The organism is Flavobacterium aureirubrum (assembly GCF_038739835.1).
Lineage (GTDB): Bacteria > Bacteroidota > Bacteroidia > Flavobacteriales > Flavobacteriaceae > Flavobacterium > Flavobacterium aureirubrum.
In genome coordinates, this window is sequence record NZ_JBCGDO010000024.1 from 12,785 (window position 1) to 27,686 (window position 14,902).

The 14,902-nt window shown below is 33.4% G+C and carries 12 protein-coding genes; 3 read left to right on the plus strand and 9 right to left on the minus strand.

Annotated features, from left to right (window positions below):
- Positions 1 to 39: 39 nt before the first annotated feature.
- The 3 genes from WFZ85_RS13930 to surE are packed head-to-tail and all read right to left on the minus strand — an operon-like array spanning position 40 to position 2,633.
- Positions 40 to 654, minus strand: coding sequence for a C40 family peptidase (locus WFZ85_RS13930; protein ID WP_342696896.1), 615 nt, complete (start codon positions 652 to 654; stop codon positions 40 to 42).
- A 48-nt stretch (positions 655 to 702) separates the two neighbouring features.
- Entirely contained in the window at positions 703 to 1,815 is a 1,113-nt protein-coding gene (lpxB, locus tag WFZ85_RS13935; RefSeq protein WP_342696897.1) for a lipid-A-disaccharide synthase, read from the minus strand.
- A 47-nt stretch (positions 1,816 to 1,862) separates the two neighbouring features.
- On the minus strand, positions 1,863 to 2,633 hold the full coding sequence (gene surE / locus WFZ85_RS13940; protein ID WP_342696898.1) for a 5'/3'-nucleotidase SurE: 771 nt from the start codon (positions 2,631 to 2,633) through the stop codon (positions 1,863 to 1,865).
- 209 nt (positions 2,634 to 2,842) lie between these two features.
- Here surE and WFZ85_RS13945 point away from each other — a divergent pair, with 209 nt between their 5' ends.
- From WFZ85_RS13945 to WFZ85_RS13955, 3 genes are all read left to right on the plus strand, one after another.
- Positions 2,843 to 5,020, plus strand: coding sequence for a carboxy terminal-processing peptidase (locus WFZ85_RS13945; RefSeq protein ID WP_342696899.1), 2,178 nt, complete (start codon positions 2,843 to 2,845; stop codon positions 5,018 to 5,020).
- A 561-nt stretch (positions 5,021 to 5,581) separates the two neighbouring features.
- Positions 5,582 to 6,556, plus strand: coding sequence for a hypothetical protein (locus WFZ85_RS13950; protein WP_342696900.1), 975 nt, complete (start codon positions 5,582 to 5,584; stop codon positions 6,554 to 6,556).
- A gap of 7 nt (positions 6,557 to 6,563) precedes the next feature.
- A complete protein-coding gene (locus WFZ85_RS13955; RefSeq protein ID WP_342696901.1) occupies positions 6,564 to 7,388 on the plus strand; it encodes an XAC2610-related protein in 825 nt (274 codons plus the stop codon).
- 73 nt (positions 7,389 to 7,461) lie between these two features.
- On the opposite strand, the gene rodA is transcribed toward WFZ85_RS13955, so the two are convergent.
- From rodA to purH, 6 genes are read right to left on the minus strand one after another with little or no spacing between them, the layout of a single operon-like run.
- Positions 7,462 to 8,721 carry a rod shape-determining protein RodA gene (rodA, locus tag WFZ85_RS13960; RefSeq protein ID WP_342696902.1) on the minus strand — a complete coding sequence of 420 codons (1,260 nt, stop codon included), beginning with the start codon at positions 8,719 to 8,721 and terminating at the stop codon, positions 7,462 to 7,464.
- A gap of 12 nt (positions 8,722 to 8,733) precedes the next feature.
- Positions 8,734 to 10,674, minus strand: coding sequence for a penicillin-binding protein 2 (gene mrdA, locus WFZ85_RS13965; RefSeq protein ID WP_342696903.1), 1,941 nt, complete (start codon positions 10,672 to 10,674; stop codon positions 8,734 to 8,736).
- The gene (locus tag WFZ85_RS13970) at positions 10,671 to 11,177 is read right to left on the minus strand and encodes a rod shape-determining protein MreD (RefSeq protein ID WP_342696904.1); all 507 of its coding nucleotides are present in this window, start codon (positions 11,175 to 11,177) and stop codon (positions 10,671 to 10,673) included. Before WFZ85_RS13970 ends, mrdA begins: the two co-directional genes overlap by 4 nt.
- Positions 11,170 to 11,997 (minus strand): rod shape-determining protein MreC, encoded by an 828-nt coding sequence (gene mreC / locus WFZ85_RS13975; RefSeq protein WP_342696905.1) that lies wholly within the window; start codon positions 11,995 to 11,997, stop codon positions 11,170 to 11,172. Before mreC ends, WFZ85_RS13970 begins: the two co-directional genes overlap by 8 nt.
- A 43-nt stretch (positions 11,998 to 12,040) precedes the next feature.
- Positions 12,041 to 13,069 (minus strand): rod shape-determining protein, encoded by a 1,029-nt coding sequence (locus WFZ85_RS13980; RefSeq protein WP_342696906.1) that lies wholly within the window; start codon positions 13,067 to 13,069, stop codon positions 12,041 to 12,043.
- A gap of 55 nt (positions 13,070 to 13,124) precedes the next feature.
- Positions 13,125 to 14,651 carry a bifunctional phosphoribosylaminoimidazolecarboxamide formyltransferase/IMP cyclohydrolase gene (purH, locus tag WFZ85_RS13985; RefSeq protein ID WP_342696907.1) on the minus strand — a complete coding sequence of 509 codons (1,527 nt, stop codon included), beginning with the start codon at positions 14,649 to 14,651 and terminating at the stop codon, positions 13,125 to 13,127.
- Positions 14,652 to 14,902: the final 251 nt, after the last annotated feature.

Below are 14,902 nucleotides of genomic sequence, written 5' to 3' on the forward strand. Positions count from 1 at the left end.
TCAAATTACTATAAAATAATTCAATTATACAAGAAAAAATTATTCTAGAACGCGATTGATTTGTGTAAATGTTCTTTGGTAATATGATTCCTTTAATGAAGAAACGATTACACCACTTTGAGTAGAGGAATGAATAAATTTTATTTCGTCACCACAAACGTCTACAACCATACCAACATGATTGATTCTTTTCTGACCTCTGTTGATAAAGAAAATTAAGTCTCCTTTTTTAGCATCTTGTGGCTCTATTTTTTGACCAACAGTTGCCATTTCATGTGAAGAACGCGGTAAAGTTAAATTGAATTTGGAAAAAGTTGAATAAACCAATCCCGAGCAATCAAAACCATTTTTGGATGTTCCTCCTGATTTATACACCACACCTAAATTATCAGAAGCCACATTGATTAATTGATTTGCGACATAATTGTCATTTTCGTCATCAATAATAATGTCATCGGCATTTTTGTAATTAAGGGCAAACTTTTTTCTAGGATCGGTTTTCTTAGGATCGGTAGTCGGATTTTTAATTGTATCCGTTTCTGTTAAATAAAGAAAATCACTTTTAATTAAAACTGAAACCCCTAAATCGTTCAAAGCAAAAGCGTTGCTTGAACAAACTAGTAGTAAAAGGGTTATTTTAATTAGGTGTTTCATTTATTATTTTAAGATGTACAAATATACATTTTAAAAAGTTAAAACCAACTACTTCAAATCTTTTAGGATTAATTTAGCAGTTTTTTGGCTTGCACCATCGCCGCCAAGTTTGGCTTCTAACTCATCATATTTTTTTAATAAGTGCTTCCGATATGTCTCATCTAATAGTTTTGAAAGTTCTCTTTTTACATTTTTTGTATTGAAATTATCTTGAATAAGTTCAGTCACGACTTCTTCATCCATAATGAGATTAACAAGTGAAATATATTTCAATGTTATGATGCGTTTTGCGATTTGATAAGAAAGCCAACTTCCTTTATAGCAAACTACTTCTGGCACTTTGAACAAAGCAGTTTCAAGAGTTGCCGTTCCTGATGTGACCAATGCCGCGGTTGCAATACTCAACAAATCATACGTTTTATTGGAAATAAATTTGACATTTTTATCTGTTAAAAATTGTTCGTAAAAATAAAACTCCTGACTTGGCGCACCAGCAATCACAAATTGATAATCGGGAAAATCGGGAACAATGCTCAACATGATTTGTAGCATTTTTGAAATTTCTTGTTTTCTGCTGCCAGGTAAAAGTGCTATTATTGGTTTTTCATTGAGGTGATAATTTTTTCTAAAAGTGATTTCATCTGTTTTTTCACGATTATGAATCGCATCAATTAGTGGATGACCAACAAAATCTACAGGAAAATTGTGCTTTACCTCAAAAAACTCTTTTTCAAACGGAAGAATAACAAAAAGTTTATCAAAATCTCGTTTAATTTCTTTGATGCGATTTTCTTTCCAAGCCCAAATTTGTGGCGCGATATAATAATGAGTTTTAATGCCTAAATTCTTTGCCCATTTGGCAATACGCATATTGAAACCAGGATAATCTATAAAAATAATCACATCAGGATTGAATTTTAGGATATCTTCTTTACAAAATTTTATGTTGTTTAGAATAGTTTTTAAATTAAGTACCACTTCCGCAAAACCCATAAAAGCCAGTTCACGATAGTGTTTTACTAAAGTTCCGCCTACATCGTCCATCAAATCTCCACCCCAAAATCTTATTTCAGCATTAGAGTCGGCTTTAAAAAGTTCCTTCATCAAGTTTGAACCATGTAAATCACCCGATGCTTCTCCTGCTATGATATAATATTTCATGTATTTTTTTAATTTATTTTAGATAAATAGCAACCGATAATTAGCAGTTATAAATCCCAAGTATTAAGTTGTGCAATAACATGATGCGCTGTTAAATCAAATTGAACCGGAACCACAGAAATATAACCGTTGGCCAAAGCCCATTCATCGGTGTCTTCGCCTTTGTCTTGATTAACAAATTCACCCGTTAACCAATAATAATCTTTGCCGTATGGTGTTTGTCGTTTGTCAAATTTTTCCATCCAAATGGCTTTTGCTTGTCGGCAAATTTTAATGCCTTTGATTTCTTCTTGATTCAGTTTTGGAAAATTTACATTTAAAACGGTTCCTTCTGCCAATTTTTTGGCTAAAACTTCTAGAACTATTTTTTTGATAAATGGTTTTATACTTTCAAAATCGGCATTCCAAGAATAATCTAATAAAGAAAAACCAATGGCCGGAATTCCTTCAATTCCTGCTTCGACAGCAGCACTCATCGTTCCCGAATAAATCACGTTGATGGAGGAATTTGACCCATGATTTACTCCCGATACACATAAATCGGGTTTTCTTTTCAAAATTTCGTTAACTGCCAATTTTACACAATCTACTGGCGTTCCTGAGCAAGCATATTCAGTAACTATAGCATTTTCGGCAGAAACTTTGTTTAAATACAATGTATTATTGATCGTGATGGCGTGTCCCATCGCACTTTGTGGACTATCTGGAGCTACAACTACAACATCGCCTATTTCCGACATCACATCAATTAAAGCTCTAATTCCCGGTGCATTTATTCCATCATCATTGGTAACAAGTATTGTTGGTTTTGTTGTCATTTGTTTTATTTGTAAAAATTATTTTATAGCACAGTTTTTGTACCAATCAAAGAAAAGACAAAATTAACTTTTTTTAGGGTTTTGTGGAGTTACATTTTTTATAACTTTGAAAACTTAGGCAGTAACATAAAATACATTTTGTTTTTTTGCAGAAAATAGTTCAATAGATAATTATTGATTTTTTTGTTTACTTTAGAACCAAATATTTAATGAATAATATAATTCAGTTTATGAAAAGAAATTATAAAGTCATTCTGATAATTGCAGCTTTATCAGTGGCATTATGGAGTTTTATTCCAAATGAAAAAGCGTCTGATCCCGAAAAAGATAAATTGTTGATAGAATTATTAACTTTTGTTATCGAAAAAGGACATTACAGTCCATCTGAAATAGACGATTCTTTTTCCAAAGGCGTTTATAAAGATTACATCAACGCACTAGATCCTTCAAAAAGGTTCTTTTTACAATCGGATATTGATGAGTTTTCGAAATATGAAACACAATTAGACGAGCAAATTAAGGACAGGGAATTAACGTTCTTTGAATTGACCTATAATCGCTTGGTAAAAAGAATGAACGAGACAGAAAGTTACTATAAAGATGCGCTAGCTGAGCCGTTTGATTATAAAAAGGACGAAAGTTTCAATACCGATTATGAAACGATGCCTTTTGCAAAAAATACGCAGGAATTAAAAGAAAGATGGCGTTTGCAATTAAAACTTTCGGCATTATCATCACTGGTAGAAAAGCAAAAACTAGAAGAGGACAAGCTGAAAAATAATACTACTGATAAAAAAGTTGAAGTAAAGTCGTTTGAACAATTAGAGAAAGAAACGAGAGAAAGTACCCTAAATTCTCTGAATGATAATTTTAATTTTATTTCAGATTTAACGAGAGAAGATTGGTTTTCTGTATATGTAAATGCGATTGCCTCCCGCTTTGATCCTCATACTTCTTATATGGCACCAACTGAAAAAGAGCGTTTTGATGTGAGCATGAGTGGAAAATTAGAAGGAATCGGAGCGCGTTTACAAAAGAAAGGCGACTTTACTGAAATATCAGAATTAATTTCGGGTGGACCAGCGTGGAGAGGAAAGCAGCTTGAGGCAGGAGATGTGGTTTTAAAAGTGGCACAAGCTGATGCTGAACCTGTAGATGTGGTTGGGATGCGCCTTGATGATGTAGTGAAGAAAATAAAAGGACCAAAAGGAACAGAAGTGAGGCTAACCGTGAAGCGAACCGATGGAACAATTAAGGTTATTAGCATTATTAGAGATGAGGTTGAGATAGAAGAAACCTACGTAAAATCGAGTATTGTAGAGAAAGATGGTTACAAATATGGGGTTATTTATTTGCCTAAGTTTTATATCAATTTTGAAGATGTAAATAGTCGTGATGCCGGGAAAGATGTTGCGTTAGAAGTGGAACGTCTGAAAAATGAAGGCGTACAAGGTATTGTAATGGATGTGAGAGATAATGGTGGTGGTTCATTGAAAACAGTGGTTGATATCGCTGGTTTATTCATTGAGCAAGGACCAATAGTTCAAATAAAATCGGCGGCAGGAAAAAAAGAAGTGCTTTATGATAGAGATGCGAAAGTACAATGGGATGGTCCGTTGGTTGTGATGATTAATGAATTTTCGGCATCAGCTTCAGAAATTTTAGCGGCAGCTATTCAAGATTATAAACGCGGTGTTATCATTGGTAGTAAACAATCGTATGGTAAAGGAACAGTTCAAAATGTAATCGATTTGAACCAGTTTGTTCGTGGTAGCACGTACGGCGATTTAGGTGCTTTGAAAACAACTACTCAAAAGTTTTACAGAATAAATGGTGGTTCAACGCAATTAGAAGGAGTGAAAAGTGATGTGGCCATTCCGGATAGATATGCTTATTTAAAAATGGGTGAACGTGATATTGATAATGCTATGCCATGGGATAAAATAGATGCGGCGAATTATAGCATTTGGAATAAACAAAATAACTTTGATTTGGCCATCGCCGAAAGCAAAGCACGAATGAAAAATAATGCGCAAATCAAGTTGATTGATGAGAATGCGAAATGGCTTGATCAGCGCGATAAAGAAAATGTATATAGCCTACATATTGATAAATTTAAAGCGGAGCAAAAAGCATTAGAGGATAAAAGCAAAAAATATAAATCGATAGTGGATTATAAAAATGCTTTTGAATTTAAATCGTTGCCTTATGAACTGGAAAGCATGAGTAAAGACAGCGTATTGAAGGAGAAAAGAGAGAGATGGCACGAAAGTTTGTCGAAGGATATTTATATTGAAGAAGCTATTCATATTTTAAATGATTTGCAATCGGAGAATAAGAAAGGATTGTCTACTAAGATGAAAAAAGATAAGCTCGTTAAATCATAAGCACCGCTAGCAGTAAACAAAACGTCCTGAAGTATCAGGACGTTTTTTTTTGGTGTTTTTTATCTTTTGAAAGCTATGGTAAGCAATTCAAATAACAGTGTCAGGATTTAGGTAGACTGAGTAACGATGTAGGTAGACTGAGTAACGATGTAAGTAGACTGAGTAACAATGTAAGTAGACCGAGTAACGATATAGGTAGACTGAGTAACAATGTAAGTAGACTGAGTAACGATGTAGGTAGACTGAGTAACGATGTAGGTAGATTGAGTAACGATGTAGGTAGACTGAGTAACGATGTAAGTAGACTGAGTAACGATTTAGGTAGACTGAGTAACGATGTAGGTTGACTGAGTAACGATGGTTTTGAGTAAAGTAACGTTTTTTTGTAAGTTATTTACATTATTATTTTGGTTTTTTGATGATTTTTGATATAATTTTTGCTAATTTTGGGAGCATAAACATTTGAACATATCATCAATTTTGGCTGGGTTGGCCAATTTTTGGTTTGTGGATATACATGTTAAAGACAATACCAGTTGAAGCCACAAAAATGACGCAAAAATGAAATTTTTTTACATTTCTTTACTCTTATATTTTTTTTCGGGCGAACTTGTTTTTTCGCAACCGGGTGCCTATTCGGGAATTTTAAAATTCAAAGTCTATAAAGATGGTAAAATCATTAATTTGTTTGATAAAAATTGGAAAATTACTACTGGAAAGTATACTCAGTTGGAAAGTCAAAAACCTTATGATTTCCCAAATTTTTATCAAATAACTCCTAAAGGTACACCTGTGGGTGGAATGGTTTCTGAAGATTTCTACTTAGATATCATTTTTAAAAAAGATACTATGAAAATTTTGACCCCTAGTTTCAGAAGCAAGGATGTTATTCTAGACAGTATTCCTTTTATGAAAGGCACTTTTAAAATTCCACAACACATCTATGATTTAAAATATTTAACTGATAATAAATTCAAAAAATATCAACCTAAAATCAATGGGAATTGGGAATTATTTAAAAAGAACTCTTTTAATTGCTTTATTGAAAAAATAGAAAGTTTAGATAATGTTAGCCAAAATAATTTTTCGTCTTACACAAATGAATTTGACTATATTTTAATTCCGGACAGGCAATATTATTATTTTAAAGAAAATGTAATAATAGAAACAAATGATGATGAGAACTTTAGTATTTATGAAGTGAAGGACATCACAGAAGTCACATTTTGGAATAGACGTTTGAAATCTAATAAGATTAAAATTAAATCTCTATTTTACAAGGAAAATGCATTATATGCAATCATAGATAAATTTTACGGCAACACTACTGGCGAAAGTTACGGTATTTATAAATTACACTTTGTAAAAGATGAAATTCCTGATGACTTTCGAAACTATTTGGAAATGAAACAGACAACAGAAGATTATAACGCAATAGAAAAATTTATTGAAAAATATCCTAATCATTGGCCTGGTTATGATTTAGAACAAATTAAATCTGACTACGAGAAAAAAAATAAGTCATTCAAAAACTAGCGATGTGATGAAAAATCTATTGTTCTTTCTAGCAGTCCTCTCTATTGTTAGCTGTAAAAACACACAAGAAAATAAAATCATTGAAAATAAAGTCATCGTTGACACAGTAACGAAAGACAATTCGAAAAACGAAAGTATAAATCCAATTCAAATAAAAAATGACAGCATCTTATTAGTTAAAGCATTGCCTTTTGAAGTCAATGGCATTAAATGTTGTTGGGAGTTTAAGGTTAAGCAAGTAAAACAAGGAGATAAATATGGCAATAACATTCTTATACTTAATGAAGTTTTAAGAATAGTAAGTTCCGATAATATACTATTTCAAACGGCTAATGAAGTTGAAAATTCAAATAATCTGCAAAGTATTAAAACTATCGATTACTTAAAAACTCATTCTACATACGATTTGGAATGTGAAGATATCGACTTTGATGGTTATTGCGATTTCAAAATTCTTATCGAAAGAGCAGCTGCTGGAGCTAATGAAACTTATGAAGTTTACCTTTTCAATCCTAAAAACAAAAAATTTGAATATTCAAGATTATTCAGTGGAACAAATGTTGAATTTGATAAAGAAAAAAACAGAATTTCATTTATGTGGAAAATGGGTAAAGGAAATTATAGTTTTGGCTACGTAAACCTAAAAAAAAATAAAAGAGAAATTGCATTTTTTGAAGAAATACGACAAGAGCAGGATACTATAGTTTATACAAAAAGCATTGGCAAAAAAATTATCGAAAGAAAAAAAGTGGTGTTGAAGAAAGAAGATTGGCAAGGAAATGAAGTACATCAGGAAGACAGTCAATACTTATTGGAAAGAAATAAAAAATAAGCACTGGTTATAACAACCGTTCGATTTATTGTGAATTTTGCGATAAATCCATCATGAAGTTTTAAAAACTTTTTTACCACTCATTCACTTTATTGGCATCCATTTTTAGGAAGATAAAAAGTAAAATAGTAAATCCCCATAATCCTGAGCCACCATAGGAAAAGAACGGCAGTGGTACGCCAATAGTAGGGAAAATTCCAACTACCATGGCGATATTTACAAAGAAATGGATAAATAAAACACTGGCTACGCAATAGCCGTAGACTCGACTGAATTTTGTTTTTTGTCGTTCGGCGAGATAAATAATCCGGATGATTAAGAAAACGAAAAGCGCAATTACAGATAACGAACCTAAAAATCCCCATTCTTCACCCACGGTTGTAAAGATATAATCAGAATGTTGTTCGGGTACAAATCCGCCTTTGGTTTGTGTGCCTTCGAGATATCCTTTTCCAAAAATACCACCTGAGCCAATAGCAATTTCGGATTGATTGGTATTATATCCAATGCCTTTCATGTCTACTTCTTTGCCTAAAAGGATATTGAAACGATCGCGATGGTGTTGTTTGAATACGTTTTCAAAAACATAATCAACCGAAAACACAAATCCACTAATGGCTATAAAAATTAGGGCACTTGCAATCCAGTTGCGGTTGACAATTCTGCTTCGGAAGTACACTAAAAGTATAATTGCTAATGCAATACCCGATAAAACCCACGGTTTTAAAATTAGGGCAAATACAAAAAGTAATAAGGCAATAAAGCCTGTCCACAAGTACCATGATGGCAAGCCTTCTCTGTAGAGTACCAAGATGAAAACACTAAAGATTAGAGCACTTCCTGGATCGTGAACAGCTATTAGTACTAGCGGTAGAAAGATTATTCCTAGGGCTTGAATTTGTCTGTTGACATCTTTTAAATTGACTTGCACATCACTCAAATATTTAGCTAAAGCCAATGAAGTAGCGGCTTTTACAAACTCTGAGGGTTGTAGCCCAAAAGCACCAAACGAATACCAGTTGGCTTGTCCTTTAACGGTTTTTCCAAAAACAAATAATCCTGCTAGCGCTAATAACCCGATGACATAAATTACACTAGAGAATTTTTCATAAAATTTTCCATCTACTGATAGTACCACAAAAATTAATGGAAATGAGAGCACAATGAACAAAAATTGTTTGCCATATATTTGAGAAATATCAAAGATGGAAGTTTCATCGGGAACAGAAGATAATGAAGAAGAATAAATGTTGAGCCAACCTAATATCACCATTGTAATATAGATTACTATACTTATCCAGTCCAAATTATTTGTTACACTTTGATTTTTCATAAGTTGTAGAAATTAATTTCTAACGGAATCAGAGATTTTAATTTCTTTTTCTTTTTTGATAGGCTGTTTGACTACTGATGCTGTTGTTACTTTAGTTTTAATTAAAGTATCTACGATTGGTTTTGCGATGTATTTATTGTATTCGCTTTGTAAACTTCCTTCGAGCATTCTTTTTTCTAGGTCTTTACGCGTAATTTTTCTTTTGATGTATTTTTCAATCATCAAACTTGTTATTGGTCCTGCCCATCGTGCGCCCCAATATCCATTTTCTACAAATACTGCAATGGCAATCTTAGGATTATCTTTTGGGGCAAAAGCTACAAAGATAGAGTGGTCTTGAAGTTTTACTCTTTTACCGTTAATTTTTGCATAGTTTTCTGCGGTACCTGTTTTTCCACAAATATCAATTCCTTCGACATTCAATCCTCTGGCGGTTCCCAGATTATACACATCAAATAAACCACTGATAACAGGTTCAAAATATTTTTTATCGATGGTTGTTACATGTTTTGTTCTGAACTTTTTGTCAATAACGCCTCCTTTGATTTTTTTGATAATATGAGGTGTGTAATAATACCCTCGATTGGCGACCGTTGCAATCATGTTTGCCAATTGAATAGGCGTCATCAACACTTCACCTTGTCCGATGGAATTTGAAACAATTGTTTTACTGTCCCAACCCCAACCTGGATACATTTTTTTGTAGGTTTTAGAAGTAGGTAAATTTCCTTTTTTCCCTGTTGGCAAATCATAACCCATAAATTGACCCAAGCCGAAGCTTTTTAAATGTTTACTCCAATTATCAACTCCAACTGAAGGTATCGCATATTTATTTATGGTTCGCATGTAAACATTGGCAAAATAAGTATTGCATGAGTTGTAAAAACCATTGTGCAAAACCGATACACCCGAGTCGTGACATTTCATAAATCGGCCACGAGCATAACTAAAGCCGTGATGGCACACAAAAGAAGTGGTTTCGTCAATCACTTGTTCTTGTAAACCTACTAAGCCCGTTAGTATTTTAAACGGTGAACCTGGTGTATATTCCGCTAAAAGTCCTCTATCGTACAATGGTTTTGCAATAGAGTCGTGGTATAACATGGTGTAGTTTTTAGAACGTTGTCGTCCTACTAGAATCGCTGGGTCATAAGATGGTGCGGTCACAAGGGCAAGTATTTCTCCGGTTTTTGGGTCTAGTGCTACAATTCCGCCGCGCTTATTAATCATTAATTCCTCACCATATTTTTGTAAATCAATATCAATAGTTAAATTGATATCTTTTCCTTGTACTGCTATCGTATCAAATTTACCTTCTTTGTAAGAACCTATGTCGCGATTGTATTTGTCTTTTTGAATGTATTTTACTCCTTTGATACCGCGAAGAATATCTTCGTAGCTTTCCTCCACGCCTTGTCGACCTATTAAATCTCCCGAATTATAGTATTTATTTTTTTCTATAACTTTGTCATCGACCTCTCTAATATATCCAAAAATATTTGCGCCAACAGCCACTTGATAATCTCTTAAAGAACGTTTCTGAATATAAAAACCATTGAACTTTCGTTGTATTTCTTGAAATGCCGCATACTCCTTCTTATTGAGCTGTGATAGAAAAACAGAGGGCAGTCGTGGACTATATACTTTTGCTTTGGCAATTTTTTTTAAAAACTCTTCTTTGGTTATTTTTAATAGGGAACAGAACTCTGTTGTGTCTAAATTTTTGACTTCTCTAGGAATAACCATGATATCATAGGAAGGTTGATTAGCCACCAAGAGTTTGCCATTTCTGTCATAAATGTAACCTCTCTCGGGATAATCGTACTTAATTTTAATCGCATTGTTATCTGATTTGGCGAGTAGAGTATCATCAATTACTTGTAAATAAAAAAGACGAATTACAAGTAAAATAGTGGTAACAAAAATTATTGTAGGCAATAAAACTTTTCTCATCGCTTACTTGGCTTTATGGTATAAATTATGATTATACAGGTAATTATTGTGAACAATGTACTTAAAAAAGTGCGCCACATAATTTCTACAATAAAACTTATTTTAAAAACTTCTAAAATAAACAGCACTATATGGTGAAGTACCACAGCAATTAAAATAAACGAAAAACGTTCCGGTGTTAATGTATCGTTTAATCTCACGGTTTGATATTCATAACTTAACCCAAAAGAAAACTTAAAAATTGACGGTCTAAAATAAGCAAGCGTAATACAAGCTGCGGCATGAACACCACCAGAATTGCAAAACATATCCATCAGTAAACCTAAGAGAAAACTAGCTGCTAGCAATCCTGATTTATTGCCGTTGACAGGGTAAAGAATAATAAATAGGATGTAAGGGAAAGGGTTTATAAATCCAAAAAGATCAATTCTATTGAATATCAAAACTTGTGCTGCGAGCAACAAGATAAATCGGGCACTATTTTCTAACAAAGCGCTATTCATCTTTTTTAGTTTGATTTTCTAGGTTGGAAATTTCCGAAGCATCTTTGTTTTTGATAATATATACATGACCTAAATTGGTCATATCATTAAACAATTTTATATCCAAAGTGTAATAATTGGTTACATTGTCGATATACACTTTATCAATAGTTCCGATGCCAATATTTTCTGGAAAAATTATTGACTCTCCACCTGTCACTATAGTATCTCCTTTGCGAACGCTCGCAAGTCGAGGAACATCTATCAATTGCACAAATCCTGTGCTTTTTGCATTCCAAACCAATGAACCAAAGTGATTCGATTTTTTAATCTTAGCATTGATTTGAGATTTCACATTCAAAATACTGATTATAGTTGCATAGTTTTTAGAAGTATTGTCAATAATGCCAACAATTCCAGCACTGTTGATTACGCCCATGTTTGGCTTAATACCTGATGCAGATCCATTATTGATGGTTAAATAATTTTCATAGACACTGTAAGAATTGCGAATTACTTTTGAAACAATAATATCTGTTTTTTTAACTCCTTTAATAGAGTCAATTTGGGGTAATTTCGTAGTGTCTTTTAAATTAAATAGTAGCGATTTTAATCGTGCATTTTCAAGAGCTAATTCATCGTTTTGAGTTCTCAGGTTAAAATATTCATCGATGTTGTTTATCTTGTCATAAATGCCACCAGTGAAGAAATTTGCTGAACTTATGACTTTGCTTTTATGATAGGAGTGAGACTGAACAGTTAACGAAAGCGATATCACCAAAAGCAGCAAAAACAGTAATCGATTACTGTTTTTAAGAACAAAATTAACTATTTGCTGCATGATTTACCTGTATAGATGTAGAATGTAAACTGTGTGCTGAATACTATTTTATAAGTATACTTCTGAATTTAGGGATATTTTTTAGCGCCATTCCAGTGCCACGAACAACAGCTCTTAATGGATCTTCGGCAATGTAAACTGGCAAATCTGTTTTTTGAGAAATACGTTTGTCCAATCCTCGCAACATCGAACCTCCACCAGCAAGGTATATTCCGGTGTTGTAGATGTCAGCTGCTAATTCTGGTGGTGTTTGTGATAACGTTTCCATGATTGCATCCTCAATTCGTTGAATAGATTTGTCCAACGCTTTTGCAATTTCTCTATAGGATACTTCAACTTGTTTTGGTTTTCCTGTCAATAAATCTCGACCTTGCACTGACATTTCATCTGGTGGTGTTTCTAAATCGTCAGTTGCCGCACCAATAGTTATTTTGATTTTTTCAGCAGTGCTTTCGCCTACAAATAAATTGTGTTGCGTTCTCATGTAATACACTATATCATTTGTAAAAACGTCACCTGCAATTTTCACCGATTTATCGCACACAATTCCGCCTAAAGCGATTACTGCAATTTCTGTTGTTCCACCACCAATGTCCACAATCATGTTTCCTTTTGGTTGCATAATATCGATACCAATACCTATTGCCGCAGCCATTGGTTCGTGAATCAAATATACTTCTTTTCCGTTTACACGCTCACAACTTTCCTTTACTGCTCGCATTTCTACTTCTGTAATTCCTGATGGTATACAAACCACCATTCGAAGTGCTGGTGTAAACATTTTTTTCTTTAACGCAGGAATGCTTTTGATAAACATTGAAATCATCTTTTCAGATGCATCAAAATCAGCAATAACTCCATCTTTCAATGGACGTATGGTTTTTATGTTTTCATGCGTTTTACCTTGCATCATGTTGGCTTCTTTCCCAACAGCGATTATTTTCCCCGATATTCGATCGCGAGCTACAATTGAAGGGCTATCAATTACAACTTTATCGTTGTGTATTATCAGAGTGTTTGCGGTACCAAGGTCAATGGCGATATCCTCGGTCATGAAATCAAAAAATCCCATAGGTTATTTTAGGGTTTAACGTTTATAAAAATTTTAACACGCAAAGTTAAACAAATTAATGTTTGAAATGACGCGTTCCAGTAAATACCATCGCAACTTTATTTTCGTTGCAAAAAGTAATGCTCAAGTCGTCTTTTATGGAACCGCCAGGTTGAATAACAGCCGTAATTCCTGCTTTGTGAGCGATTTCAACACAATCAGGAAAAGGGAAAAAAGCATCACTTGCCATTACTGCACCTTTTAAATCAAAACCAAAAGTGCTGGCTTTTTCAATAGCTTGTTTCAAAGCGTCTACTCGCGAAGTTTGTCCAGTTCCAGATGCTACTAACGTGTTGTTTTTTGCAAATACAATCGTGTTAGATTTTGTGTTTTTACAAATTTTTGATGCAAATAATAAATCGTCAATTTCTTGGTTTGTTGGAGCAACTGTTGTCACTACTTTTAAATCAGATTTTGCATCGGTGACGGTGTTTCGGTCTTGAATTAAGTAACCGTTCAAACAAGTTCTCACCTGACGATTAGGCAATTCCACGTCGTGTTGCACCAAAATAATTCTATTTTTCTTTTCGGATAATATTGCAATGGCACTTGCGTCATAACTTGGAGCAATCACTACTTCGCAAAAAAGTGAGTTAATTTCATTGGCAGTCGCCAAATCTATATTCCCATTTGCAATTAAAACACCTCCAAAAGCTGAGGTTGGGTCGCAAGCCAAGGCTGTTACATAAGCATCTTTCATATTGCTTCTAGTTGCCAATCCGCAGGCATTATTGTGTTTTAAAATGGCAAAAGTGGGTTCGTTTTCCTTAAATTCCAATATCAAATTTACTGCGGCATCAACATCCAATAAATTATTATAAGACAATTCTTTGCCATGTAATTTGGTAAACATTTTGTCAAATTCGCCGAAGAAAAAACCTTTTTGGTGCGGGTTTTCCCCATAACGCAAAACCTGTCCATTATCAATACTTGTTTTAAAATAAGTATCATTAGTATTGAAATAATTAAAAATAGCCGTGTCATAATGAGAGGAAACATGAAAAGCTTTGGTCGCCAAAAATCTTCTTTGTTCTAATGATGTAGCGCCATTTTGAGTAGAAATAAAGTTTAATAATGTGGCATATTCATTCACCGAAGCAACAATGTTTGTGTCTTTAAAATTTTTAGCCGCTGCACGAATTAGCGAAATACCGCCAATGTCAATTTTTTCAATAATATCAGCTTCGTTTGCGCCAGAAGCTACTGTTTTTTCAAATGGATACAAATCTACAATGACTAAATCTATTTGTGGAATTTCGTATTCATGCATTTGCCGCACATCTGTTTCGTTATCTTGACGGTTTAAAATGCCGCCGAAAATTTTTGGATGTAATGTTTTTACTCTTCCGCCTAAAATAGAAGGATAGGACGTTACATCTTCCACAGGAACAACAGGAATTCCAAGTTTTAAGATAAACTCTTCTGTTCCGCCAGTCGAATAAATGGTAACATTTTGTTCGTGTAGTTTACGAACGATTGGCTCTAAACCTTCTTTTGAAAATACAGAAATTAAAGCTGAAGTAATAGTTTTTGTTGTGCTCATTTTGTAGTGTTGTTAAGCAAGCAAAAGTAGCACAATAAATTTTATTTTTTTTCAGAATTAAATAGTTTTATGCGAACAAATTGTTCTAAAAAGTAGGTTAAATTTCTTTTTGTTGAGATTATTTTGCAATTTGAAAATTATTGAAATTTCGCTAGTTTGTAAAAGAAAAAAAATCACAGCAACATTTTTTGTTACTGTGATTTTATAAAGTTATCAATTTTTGCTAATAACTAAAATTTAGTAGCAACTTT